8 protein-coding genes are annotated in these 12,239 nt (G+C 72.6%); all 8 read left to right on the top strand.

What is annotated here, in order from left to right; genetic code table 11:
• Positions 1-22 precede the first annotated feature (22 nt).
• The 8 genes from atpD to C1N91_RS09125 all read left to right on the top strand — a co-directional run bounded on the left by atpD (position 23) and on the right by C1N91_RS09125 (position 12,195).
• Positions 23-1,477, top strand: coding sequence for a F0F1 ATP synthase subunit beta (gene atpD / locus C1N91_RS09160; RefSeq protein ID WP_137767470.1), 1,455 nt, complete (start codon positions 23-25; stop codon positions 1,475-1,477).
• Position 1,478: 1 nt separating this feature from the next.
• On the top strand, positions 1,479-1,742 hold the full coding sequence (locus C1N91_RS09155; protein WP_058729238.1) for a F0F1 ATP synthase subunit epsilon: 264 nt from the start codon (positions 1,479-1,481) through the stop codon (positions 1,740-1,742).
• A complete protein-coding gene (locus tag C1N91_RS09150) occupies positions 1,739-2,509 on the top strand; it encodes a YaaA family protein (protein ID WP_368074220.1) in 771 nt (256 codons plus the stop codon). The genes C1N91_RS09155 and C1N91_RS09150 overlap by 4 nt, the downstream gene beginning before the upstream one ends.
• A 106-nt stretch (positions 2,510-2,615) precedes the next feature.
• Positions 2,616-3,251 (top strand): DUF4192 family protein, encoded by a 636-nt coding sequence (locus tag C1N91_RS09145; RefSeq protein ID WP_137767468.1) that lies wholly within the window; start codon positions 2,616-2,618, stop codon positions 3,249-3,251.
• A 2-nt stretch (positions 3,252-3,253) separates the two neighbouring features.
• The gene (locus C1N91_RS09140) at positions 3,254-3,922 is read left to right on the top strand and encodes an FHA domain-containing protein (RefSeq protein ID WP_137767467.1); all 669 of its coding nucleotides are present in this window, start codon (positions 3,254-3,256) and stop codon (positions 3,920-3,922) included.
• 52 nt (positions 3,923-3,974) lie between these two features.
• Positions 3,975-4,796, top strand: a complete 822-nt coding sequence (locus C1N91_RS09135; RefSeq protein ID WP_254678204.1) for a PP2C family protein-serine/threonine phosphatase — start codon at positions 3,975-3,977, stop codon at positions 4,794-4,796.
• 155 nt (positions 4,797-4,951) lie between these two features.
• Positions 4,952-6,361 (top strand): serine/threonine-protein kinase, encoded by a 1,410-nt coding sequence (locus C1N91_RS09130; RefSeq protein ID WP_137767466.1) that lies wholly within the window; start codon positions 4,952-4,954, stop codon positions 6,359-6,361.
• Positions 6,334-12,195, top strand: a complete 5,862-nt coding sequence (locus C1N91_RS09125; protein WP_137767465.1) for an Ig-like domain-containing protein — start codon at positions 6,334-6,336, stop codon at positions 12,193-12,195. Before C1N91_RS09130 ends, C1N91_RS09125 begins: the two co-directional genes overlap by 28 nt.
• Positions 12,196-12,239: the final 44 nt, after the last annotated feature.

Below are 12,239 nucleotides of genomic sequence, written 5' to 3'. Positions count from 1 at the left end.
ACCCCTCAGGAAGGCACACGCCATGACCGACACCGCCACCACCGCGGTCGAGACGTCGTCGGCGCCCGGTGTCGGACGGATCGCCCGTGTCACGGGTCCCGTCGTCGACATCGAGTTCCCGCACGACGCCATCCCCGACATCTACAACCTCCTGCACACGACGGTCACCATCGGTGACCAGTCGCAGGAGATCGGCCTCGAGGTCGCGCAGCACCTGGGCGACGACCTGGTCCGCGCCATCTCGCTGAAGCCGACCGACGGTCTCGTCCGCGGTCAGGAGGTCCGTGACTCGGGCGCCCCGATCTCGGTCCCCGTCGGCGACGTCACCAAGGGCAAGGTCTTCGACGTGCTCGGCAACGTGCTGAACACCGACGAGAAGCTCGAGATCACCGAGCGCTGGCCGATCCACCGCAAGGCCCCGGCCTTCGACCAGCTCGAGTCGAAGACCACCATGTTCGAGACCGGCATCAAGTCGATCGACCTCCTCACCCCGTACGTGCAGGGTGGCAAGATCGGTCTCTTCGGTGGTGCGGGCGTCGGCAAGACGGTCCTCATCCAGGAGATGATCCAGCGCGTCGCACAGGACCACGGCGGTGTGTCGGTGTTCGCCGGTGTCGGTGAGCGCACCCGTGAGGGCAACGACCTCATCGGCGAGATGGAAGAGGCGGGTGTCTTCGACAAGACCGCGCTCGTGTTCGGCCAGATGGACGAGCCGCCGGGAACGCGTCTGCGCGTGGCCCTGTCGGCGCTGACGATGGCGGAGTACTTCCGCGATGTCCAGAAGCAGGACGTGCTCCTCTTCATCGACAACATCTTCCGCTTCACGCAGGCCGGGTCCGAGGTCTCCACGCTGCTCGGCCGCATGCCGTCCGCGGTGGGCTACCAGCCGAACCTCGCCGACGAGATGGGTGTGCTCCAGGAGCGCATCACCTCGACGCGTGGTCACTCGATCACCTCGCTGCAGGCGATCTACGTCCCCGCCGACGACTACACCGACCCGGCGCCGGCGACCACGTTCGCGCACCTCGACGCCACGACCGAGCTCTCCCGTGAGATCGCGTCGCAGGGTCTGTACCCGGCCATCGACCCGCTGACCTCCACGTCGCGGATCATGGACCCCCGGTACCTGGGCGCCGACCACTACGAGACCGCGACGCGCGTCAAGCAGATCCTGCAGAAGAACAAGGAGCTGCAGGAGATCATCGCGATCCTCGGTGTCGACGAGCTCTCCGAAGAGGACAAGATCACGGTCGAGCGCGCTCGTCGTATCCAGCAGTTCCTCTCGCAGAACACGTACATGGCCAAGAAGTTCACGGGTGTCGAGGGTTCGACGGTCCCGCTCAAGGACACGATCGAGTCCTTCCGCGCGATCGCCGACGGCGAGTTCGACCACGTGGCCACGCAGGCCTTCTTCAACGTCGGTGGCATCAACGACGTCGAAGAGAAGTGGGCGCAGATCCAGAAGGAGAACCGCTGACATGGCGGCACTCACCGTGAGCGTCGTCTCGGCGGACCGTGAGGTCTGGACGGGCGACGCCACCATGGTCGTCGCACGGACGACGGAGGGCCAGATCGGCATCCTCGCGGGGCACGAGCCACTGCTCGCGACCCTCGCGCAGGGCCAGGTCCGCATCACCCGGGCCGACGGCTCGACGGTGACGGCGGACGCCGAGGACGGCTTCCTGTCGGTCGAGCACGACACGGTCACGATCGTGGCGCGGCAGGCCGCGCTGGCGTCCTGACCGGACTGACCGTCCTCCTCCCGCCGTCCGAGACGAAGCGGGAGGGCGGGGACACGGCACGCACCCTCGACCTGGGTGCGCTGTCCTTCCCGGAACTGTCCGACGAGCGGGCCGCGGTGATCACCGCGGCCCGCTCCGTCAGTTCCGAGGAGTCCACGGCACGGACGGCCTTGAAGCTCGGCCCGAGGTCGGTGGGCGAGCGACTCCGCAACCTGGCGCTCGACACCGCACCGACGCTGCCGGCGATCGAGCGGTACACCGGTGTGCTCTACGACCCACTCGACGCTCCGGGTGCGGACGACGCGACGCGGCGCTGGTGGGCGGACCACGTCGTGGTCCAGTCCGCGATGTTCGGCCCGATCGGCGCCGGCGACGAGATCCCCGCGTACCGGCTCTCGCACGACTCGAGGCTCGGCGCGCTCCGACTCGCGAAGCACTGGCCCGAGCCGTCCTCCCGTGTGCTCGGTCGTCGCGCCGATGGTCTCGTGCTCGACCTGCGTTCCGAGGGCTACCGTGCGCTCGGGCCGGTCCCCGAGGCGCTCACCCTCCGGGTGGTCAGCGTCGACGACGGCGGACGTCGTCGGGCGCTGAACCACTGGAACAAGACCGCGAAGGGGCGGCTGACCGCGCTCCTCGGACGGACCGGTGCGGAGGTGGGCGACACCGCGGGACTGCTTCGGTGGGCCGGCGAGCACGGCGTGGTGGTCGAACGCACGGACGACGGCTGGGACCTGGTCGCGGAGAGCCTCGAGCCGGTCCGCGTCTGACCGGCGGCGGGAAGACGTCCTGCACAACCGGCGGATCCGTCGGACCCGTCCACAGATGCTCCGGTGCGACCGGCCTGGAGGCACGGCACGGGTCACGATCTCGTGCATGACCTCCACGACACGACGCCCTTCGTCCACCCAGGTGCGCTACCCGCGTGAGATCGCCGCTGCGGTCACCCTGCGCGCCGCCTGTGCCGCGCTCGTCGCGCCGTCCCCGCCGTCCGCGTCGTTCGCGCCCCAGCGAGCCGGTGCGTCGGCAGGCGACGAGGTGCTCGCGCGTCCGCAGGCCGTCGCGGTGACGACGGCGTGCGGCGCGCTCGCGACCCGCTTCGCGCTGGTCGGCTTCCTCGCCTCGCGGGGTCGCCCGGACCCCGGGACGGTCGTGCCGTTCGACCCGTTCCGCGACCCGACGCCGCCGGCGCTCGGCGGATCGGGTCCGGAGCCGGACCGCGCGCGGCTGCGGGTGGCGGGTGACCGGTGCGCTGCTGCCTGGCGGACCTGGCGCGCCGACGGGGCGGTCGGGGGAGACGTGGCGATCGGCGCGGCCGGTGCCCTCGCACTCGGTGCGTGGTGCGCCTGGGCGCTCGGGTCCTCCGCGCGGGCCGAGGTCCGCGCGCGGCACGCCCTGGACACGCGCCCGGACGACCCCTTCGGCTGGTTGGTCCTGCGCGCCGTCCGGTCCGGACACGGACCCGGGTGGGCCACGCCCACGGGGTCGACAGGATCGTCTACGGTGGGATGACCATGGAGCGGGAACCGGTGCGCGACGACGACACGGTGATCCGTGCGCGTCTCGACGCCGGTCCCGTCGGCCTTCCCGGTGCAGAGCCGGACGGTCTCCGCGACGACGACCCGTACGGGGACACGGTGATCCGGCCCGTGCGGGGCGTCGGACCGGGGCCCGGACCGGTTGCCGATGACACGGTCCTGCGTGATCGGCCCGGTCGGCCGACGCCGACCGGGACACCGGGGGGAGCGCCACCGAGTGCGGCCGTCCCGCGCAGCGACGAGCAACCGGTCCGCCGCCGGACGCCGTCCGTCCGCATCGGTGGACGCACCGTCCGGCTCGACCGACCACTGGTCGTCGGACGTCGCCCCGCTGCGCCACGCGTGGTGGTCGACGACGGTCCCGTCCTCGTGCCCGTGCCGTCGCCGAGCGGGCAGGTCTCCTCGTCCCACCTGCTCGTGCACGCTGCGGGCGAGGCCGCCGTCGTCGAGGACCTGCGGTCGACGAACGGCACCGTGGTGCGACCCCCGGGCGCCGCGCCGTTCCGGATGGCCGCGGGTGCGTCGATCGTCGTCCTGACGGGTACGCTCGTCGAGATCGGTGACGGCAACGTCGTCGAGGTCCTGTCGCCGCACCTCCGGGTCGGACCGGACGACGGCCTCCCACCGTTCCCTCCGAACCCGTGACGAACCGTCCGCCCGGCACGTCCCTCCACTCCCAGAGAGCGATCCTGAAACCGTGACCGAACTCGGCCGAGCTGCCACCGAGCACGCCATCGACGTCCCCGGCGCAGCCGGCACCCCCCTGACGCTCTCGTGGGGAGCCGCGACCGACGTCGGTCGACGTCGGGACCACAACGAGGACAGCTACGTCGTCGGTGCGCCGTTCTTCGTCGTCGCCGACGGCATGGGTGGGCACCTCGCGGGCGACCGGGCGAGCGACGCGGTCGTCCGACGACTCGACCAGGTCGCGACGGGCGACTTCACCAGCCGCCAGGACATCCAGCGGGCCCTGCTGCTCGCCACCGCCGACATCGAGCGGGCGGCCGGTGGCAACGCCCTCGGCGCCGGGACCACCGTGACCGGCGTCGCGCTCGTCGCGAGCCACGGGCAGCCGGCTGCGCTCGTGTTCAACGTGGGTGACTCCCGCACCTACCGGATCGAGTCCGGCGCACTGCGGCGCGTGACGGTGGACCACTCGGTCGTGCAGGAGATGGTCGACGCCGGGCTCCTCCGGGCCGAGGACGCCGAGCAGCACCCCGACAGCAACGTCATCACCCGCGCGGTCGGCTTCGGTGAGCCGCCGGAGCCCGACTGGTGGACGCTGCCGCTGCGTGCCGGTGACCGCTACATCGTGTGCTCCGACGGGCTCACCAAGGAACTCGGTGACGTCGGTATCGCCCGGATCGCGGCGCGGGTGCCCGCGGCCCAGGCACTGGCCGAGCGGCTGGTCGGGGACGCGGTCGTCGCCGGCGGCCGCGACAACGTCACGGTGGTGGTCGTGCAGGTCGACGGCGCGCCCGAGGACCCCGACGTCGAGGACACGCTGCCGCGGCACTGACCGCGGTCGTCGGGCTCGGGCGTCCCCCGAAGTGGGGGATGGTCGCTGTCCACAGGGTGGCTCGCGGCCGCCGGGTGTCGGAGCGCGCTTCGTAGAATGACCTGGCTGCGAGGAACGGACGAGCCGGCCGGGGGCCGGGGGAGGGAACGACGCCGATGGCCCGACGCCTGCCGTCCGATCCGCCCGTCATCGCCGGGTTCAGCCCCGTCCACGTCCTGGGTTCCGGTGGCTTCGCCGACGTGTTCCTCTACGAACAGGACATGCCCCGACGACAGGTCGCGGTGAAGGTGCTCCTGGACGAGGTCGTCGACGAGCGCGTCCGGCAGATGTTCCAGGCCGAGGCGAACCTGATGGCCCGGCTCAGCACGCACCCCTCCATCCTCACGGTGTTCCAGGCCAGCATCGCGGCCGACGGCCGACCGTACCTGGTCATGGAGCTGTGCTCGTCCTCGCTCAGCCAGCGCTACCGTCGCGAGCCGCTCCCCGTGTCCGAGGTCCTGGCCGTCGGCATCCGCATCGGCTCGGCGCTCGAGACGGCCCACCGGGAAGGCGTGCTCCACCGGGACGTCAAGCCCTCCAACATCCTGCGCACCGCCTACGGCGCACCCGTCCTGTCGGACTTCGGCATCGCCGCGACGATCGGCAGCGCCGACCCGGACGAACCGGTGGGCATGTCGATCCCGTGGTCCGCGCCCGAGGTGCTCGGCGACGAGTCGCGCGGGACCGTGCAGTCCGAGGTGTACTCGCTCGCCGCCACCGTCTACTCGCTGCTCGCAGGGCGCAGCCCGTTCGAGGTCCCCGGGGGGAAGAACGCCGCGGCGGACCTGATGGACCGGATCGACAAGGGCGGCGCGCGACCGACGGGCAGGACCGACGTCCCGCCGTCGCTCGAGCGACTGCTCGCCACGGCGATGTCGCGCCGGGTGTCCACGCGCCCGGCGACCGTGATGGAGTTCGTCCGCGGACTCCAGCAGGTCGAGGCCGAGCTCGGGATCCCGCAGACCCCCGCCGAGGTGGCGGTCGAGTCGTGGGCGGTCGCGACCCCGTCGTCCGACGCGGACCGGACCGTCGTCCGCGAGCTGCAGCCGCCCTCCCGGACCGGTGCCCGGCGCCGCACGCGGCGCGCCGTCCGGGGCGGGGCCTCCACGGGGGTGCAGAGCGTGGGGACGGTCCACCGCACCGGATCGGCGACCGTCGCGCGTCGGCGGGGTCGCACGAACGTCGTGGTGGCCGGATCGGCCGGTGTCCTCGTCCTCGCGGCCGTCGCCGTGGTGAGCGTCCTGCTCGTCACACGCGCGGGCACCGCGTCGATCCCCACCGTCCGCGACGTCAGCGCCCGCGCCGGTGCCGACTCGGTGTCGTTCAGCTGGGCCGACCCGGGGCTCCGTCCCGGTGACACCTACGTGATCACCTCGTCCGGCGCGACGAGCCAGCAGACCGGCACCACCTTCGTCGTGTCCGGCGGGACGGGGGCCGAGCAGTGCATCACGGTCGCCGTGAACCGTGACGGCAAGACGGGCGCCGCGAGCCCCGAGCAGTGCGGGACGATCGGGAGCACCGGGTGATCCGGGCGCTCCTGGCGAAGCACCGGTCGGCGGCCGTCACGCTCGGTGCGTCGGTCGTCGTCGGTGCCGTGGTGGCGACCGCTGCGGTCGTGTCGACCGGGTACCACACGCAGCGGATCGACCTCGGCGACGGCACGGTGTGGGTGCCCTCCGCGCAGTACGGTGCCGTCGGCCGCGCGAACACCGGGGTCCTGGCGCTCAACACGGCCGTCGAGACACCGAGCGACGATCTCTCGGTCGTGCAGCGCGGCGCCGAGGTCTACAGCGTCGACGGCACGAAGGGGACCGTGGCCAGGGTCGACGTCGCCGACGCGACCGTGGGCGACGCCGTCACCCTGCCTGCCGGGTCGCCGCAGGTGTTCTTCGCCGGGGACACCGCCGTCGTCGGGAACGGCGACACCGGTGAGCTCTGGGCGACCCCGGCTGCCCGGCTGGCCGACTTCGACGCCTCGGCCAGGGCCGACCTGACCCTCGGTGCCGACGCCGTCTTCGACGCCTCCGACGACCGGGTCACCGTCTACTCGCCGCGCACCGGGCGGGCGTCACTCGTCGACGTCGGGCCCGAACTGACGGTCGAGCAGCGGTGGGACGTCCGGTTCGACCGTTCCCACGAGTTCCAGGTCGCGTCCTTCGGGGACCACGTCGCCGTCCTCGACCGGACCACGGGGCAGCTCTCGGTCGACGGGGACACCGTCGACCTCGGCGACCGCGTCGGCGGGACCCCCGCGCTGCAGCGGTCGTCCGACTCCTCGTCCTCGGTCCTGGTCGCCGGTACCGCGGGCCTGGTGCGGGTCTCCGCCTCCGGCCAGGTGGACCGGACGGCGCTGCGGGTCTCGGGTCGAGCGGCGCGCCCGACCGTGGTCGGCTCGTGCACCTACGCCGCGTGGGCGGGCGGGCAGGCGATGGACTCCTGCCGCGGCAGCGGGCTGCAGCGGCTGGCGCAGAGCGCCGACGCCGACGACCTGCAGATCGTGCACAACGGCGGCACCGTCGTGGCGAACGACCCGCGGAGCGGGCGGTCGTGGGCGATCGGTCGCAGCGGACAGCTCATCGACAACTGGTCCGACCTGGTCGACCAGGACGACGAGCGGCAGCAGGAACGGGTGTCGGACGACGACCCGCAGGTGGACAAGGACCAGAAGCCGCCGGTGGCCGTGGACGACGAGCTCGGCGCGCGTCCCGGACGGACGACGAGCCTGCCGGTGCTCCTCAACGACTACGACCCGAACGGCGACCCGCTGGTCATCAGCGAGGTCGGCAGCATCCCCGACGCCCAGGGCAGCGTCGCGATCGTCGGCGACGGGCAGCGACTGCAGGTCACGCTCACCGCGGACGCCCGCGGCACGCTGTCCTTCCCGTACACGATCACCGACGGCAACGGCGGGTCGGACAGCGCGACCGTGCGCGTGACCGTCCGTCCCGACACGGAGAACGAGCCGCCGCGACAGGTCCGCAGCACCTCGGCCGACGTCGTGCAGAACGGGCACGTCGTGACCGACGTGCTGTCGGACTGGGTCGACCCGGACGGTGACCCGGTCTACCTGGAGTCCGCCTCCGCGGACGGCGACCGTGTCTCCACCACGCCGGACGGGCTGCTCGACTTCCGCAACGCGAGCGGCCGGACCGGAGACCGCACCGTGCAGCTCGTCGTGAGCGACGGACGCGACCGCGGCCGCGGGTCGATGACCGTCCGGGTCGCGGCGCAGGGGAACGTCCCGCTGCGCGCCGACGCCTTCGCGGTGCAGGGCTACGCCGGCAAGGCGTTCACGGTGGAGCCGCTCGACCACGTCCGCGGCGGCAACGGCACCGTCACGCTCACCAGCGTGTCGTCGTCGAGCGGCCTGACGGTCACCCCCTCGTACGACGCCGGCACGTTCCGCGTCCAGGGTGCCGGGGTGGGGGACCACCAGCTCGAGTACACCGTCACCGACGGCACGAAGACCGCGAGCGGCGTCGTCCGGGTCACCGTGCTCGCGCCGCCCGATGCCTCGACCCCGCCGATCACGACGCCCAAGACGGTGTTCGTCACCACCCTGTCGACGAAGGACACCGACGTCACCGCGACGGACACCGACCCGGCCGGCGGCGTCCTGATGGTCACGGCGCTCGACGGGCCCGGACGCGCCACCGGGGTGCAGGCGAGCATCCTCGACCAGCACGTCGTCCGGGTCACGCTCACCGCGCCGCTCGACGGGCCGGTGACGTTCGGGTACACGGAGTCGAACGGTCTGGCCACCGCCGCCGGGACGATCACGGTGGTCGAGATCCCGAAGCCCGACCGGATCCAACCGCCCGTCGCGCAGTCCGACTCCGCCACGGTCCGGGTCGGGGACGTCGCCGAGATCGACGTCCTGGCGAACGACACCCAGCCGGAGGGCGAGCCGCTGACGCTCGACCCGCAGCTCGTGCAGAACGTCCCGGGCGACGGCGGGCTGCTCTTCGTGTCGGGCGACCGGCTCCGGTACCTCGCACCGCAGACGCCCGGCAACCACACCGCGGTCTACCGCGTCCGTGGGCCGGACGGGCAGTACGCCGACGCGACGGTGTCGATCTCCGTGCGGGAGCGCGACGCCGCGACGAACAACCCGCCGGTGCCCGAGACCGTGACGGCGCGCGCCGTCGCCGGACAGGCCGTGCGCATCACCGTGCCGCTGAACGGCATCGATCCCGACGGCGACTCGGTGCAGCTCGTCGGCGTCGCCGACAACCCCCAGAAGGGATCGGTGAGCGACGTCACCGCTGACGCGCTCACCTACGACGCGGGGGACTACTCCTCCGGTACCGACGAGTTCACGTACACCGTCGTCGACGCGCTCGGCGCCCGCGCGACCGGGACGGTCCGGGTCGGCATCAGCCCCCGTGCCGAGCAGGCCGCGAACCCCGTCGCCCAGGCCGACCACGTGACCATCCGTCCCGGGGGGTCCGTCACCGTGCGGGTCCTCCAGAACGACTCCGACCCCGAGGGCGGGCAGCTCACCGTCACCGCCGCGGAGCCCACCGCCGCCGGGGTCACGGCGAAGGTCCTCCAGCGCACCCAGGTGCGGGTCACGCCGCCCCGCTCCGCCACCGAGGGTGACTTCGCGGTGCTCTACACGGTCGCGAACGCGAGCGGAGGGTCGAGCACCGCCTTCCTGACCGTGACGGTCGACCGCGACGCCCCGCCGCTCCGGCCCGAGGTCGAGGACACCACGCTCGACCTGCAGGACATCCTGCGTCGCGAGAGCGTGACGGTCGACGTGCTGCAGAACGTCTTCTTCGCCGAGGGGTCGACCTCGCGGCTCGAGGTCGGCGTGGTCGACGGCTACGGCGACACCGCGCAGGTGACGAAGGACCGTCGGATCACCATCCGGTTGACGGACGCCGCGCAGGTCGTGCCGTTCTCGGTCGCCCGGAGCGACCACCCCGACGTCGTGTCCTACGGCTTCGTGCACGTGCCCGGGTTCGACGACGCCCTGCCGCAGGTCGACCGCAGCGTCGGCGCCGTGACCGTGAAGAGCGAGGCGACGGTCCGCATCCCGCTCGACCGCTACGTGGTCACGGCGAACGGGCGCACCGCGCAGATCACCGACCGCAGCACCGTGAAGGCGACGCACGCGAACGGACAGGACCTCGTGGTCGACCGGTCAACGCTGCAGTTCACGTCGTCGAAGCTCTTCTACGGCAACGCGTCGATCTCCTTCGAGGTCACCGACGGGTCGAGCACGAACGGCGGCAAGGGCCGGGTCGCGACGCTCGTCCTGCCGATCAAGGTCACACCGCGGTCGAACCAGCCACCGGCGTTCACCGGGTCGTCGATCGACATGCAGCCGGGCGACTCCCGGACGCTCGACCTGACGAAGCTGACGGACTACCCGTACCCGGACGACCTCGGGGAGCTGCGGTACTCCGTCGTCAGCCGTCCGGGCTCCGGCACCACCGCGACCGTCCAGGGCCAGCAGCTCCGGGTGTCCGTGGCCGAGGACGCGCCGAAGGACACGACGGCGTCGATCGGCATCGGGGTGTCCGACGCCGCCAACCAGGGCCGCGCCGGCGTCGTCCAGGTCGGCATCGTCGGGTCGACCAGGCCCCTCGTTCAGCCGGGAGCCGATCGGGCCGTCGTCCAGCGCGGGACGACCGCGACCATCGACGTCCTGTCGAACGACCAGGCGACGAACCCCTTCCCGGACCGGCCGTTGCGGGTGGTCGCGATCCGCGGACTCGCCGGTGGGCTCCCCGCCGGGGTGAGCGTCACGCCGAGCGCCGACCGGTCCCGACTGCAGGTCACCGTCGCCGACCGGGCGCAACCCGTCGACGCACACCTGCAGTACCAGGTGGCGGACGCGACGGACGACCCCTCCCGGTACGTCTGGGCCGACGTGACGATCGCCGTGCAGGACGTCCCGGACGCGCCGGGGGCACCCACCAGGACCGGCACCTTCCAGGGCGGTAAGCTCACGCTCACGTGGGCGACTCCGCAGGCGAACAACGCGCCGATCACCGGCTACCGGGTCCAGGGCACGAACGGTGTCGCGAAGGACTGCGGGACCGCGACGGTCTGCACCCTCACGGGCGTCGACCCGTCTGCGTCGTACCGCTTCTCGGTCGTCGCGCGGAACGCCGTCGGCGAGTCCGAGCCCTCGTCGCAGTCCGCGCCGATGAGCGCCGACTTCGTCCCGGCAGCGCCGAAGGGCGTCCGGGTGACGCCGAGCAGCACGACCCCGGACCAGCTCGACGTCACCTGGAGTGCCGTCGGGACGCCGAATGGCGGGTCGCCGGTGTCGAACTACGCGGTGACCGTCCAGGGCCCCGGCCTGTCCTCGACGAAGAACGTCGGCACCGCGACCAGCACGTCGTTCCCCGGTGCCCAGAGCGGTGCCGAGTACACCGTGCGGGTGTCCGCGCGCAACGCGGCCGACCGCGACGGCAGCCCCGTGCAGTGGAACGAGGCGTCCGCCACCGGTTCGGCCGTCGGCGCCCCCGCCACCCCGGAGCTGTCGGCCACCGGGCAACCCGACGGATCGACAACCGCGGTGACGCTCAGCGCGTCCGAGGCCGACTGGGCCGGCGGTACCGCCGGGTGGCGGATCGCGAAGTACGCGGCGTCCACGCCGATCCCGTCCGGCTGCTCGACGACCGGTGCCGAGAAGGTCTGGAACGCCCAGACGGCGAGCGACCGCATCACGAGCCGGTACCGCTACGTCGCCCTCGCCGACAACGGACTCTTCTGCACCGCCTCCCAGCCCGCCGACGTGCAGGGCTACCAGGCACCGGACGCGCCGACCGGCACGCTCGAGCGCGCGCAGCAGCCCGGCACCGACGGGACGGTCGGCCTCACGGCGAGTGCGCAGTCGAGCGCGCCGTACCTGTACTACTCCGTCGGCGGCGGGCAGCCCGTGCGCTTCAGCGGCTCGGCCTCCCTCGGGGCGGGCGCCGGCTACGGCCTGCAGACGAGCGTCGTGTTCACTGCCTGCGCAGCCGACGGCCAGTACTGCACCTCGAGCGATGCGCAGACGGCGACCGCGTTCACCACCCGGGCGTCCGTCGTCAGCGCAGTCGTCGGTCAGGCCCCGGTGATCAACCCGCCGGACAACAACGGGCGCATCGCAGCGGACGGCTACCAGATCTCGTACTGCCGCTCGACCATCCTCGGCGACGTCTGCGACGACACGAACCCGACCACGAGGGCGCCGTGGACGACGAGCGATCCGGTCCCGAGCGGGTACTCCTCGATCCGGGTCAAGGCGACCGTGGACGGGCAGCAGGACCCGACCGGCGCGCGCGGTACCGTCACGCCGGCCACGGGTACGGACGACCCGCCGTCCGGTACCGACCCGAGCAACCCCGCCGCAGGCTAGGGTCTCGACCCGCCAGCGATCCCGCCCCCGAGAACGAGGACACC

Source organism: Curtobacterium sp. SGAir0471, assembly GCF_005490985.1.
Lineage (GTDB): Bacteria > Actinomycetota > Actinomycetes > Actinomycetales > Microbacteriaceae > Curtobacterium.
Note: the sequence above shows the minus strand (reverse complement) of the source record. Positions and strands in the feature narration are given on the sequence as shown.

Excerpts from the sequence above, each read along its gene's own strand:
- atpD (WP_137767470.1), top strand. The coding sequence starts at position 23 with ATGACCGACACCGCCACCACCGCGGTCGAGACGTCGTCGGCGCCCGGT.
- C1N91_RS09155 (WP_058729238.1), top strand. The coding sequence starts at position 1,479 with ATGGCGGCACTCACCGTGAGCGTCGTCTCGGCGGACCGTGAGGTCTGG.
- C1N91_RS09145 (WP_137767468.1), top strand. The coding sequence starts at position 2,616 with ATGACCTCCACGACACGACGCCCTTCGTCCACCCAGGTGCGCTACCCG.
- C1N91_RS09140 (WP_137767467.1), top strand. The coding sequence starts at position 3,254 with ATGGAGCGGGAACCGGTGCGCGACGACGACACGGTGATCCGTGCGCGT.
- C1N91_RS09130 (WP_137767466.1), top strand. The coding sequence starts at position 4,952 with ATGGCCCGACGCCTGCCGTCCGATCCGCCCGTCATCGCCGGGTTCAGC.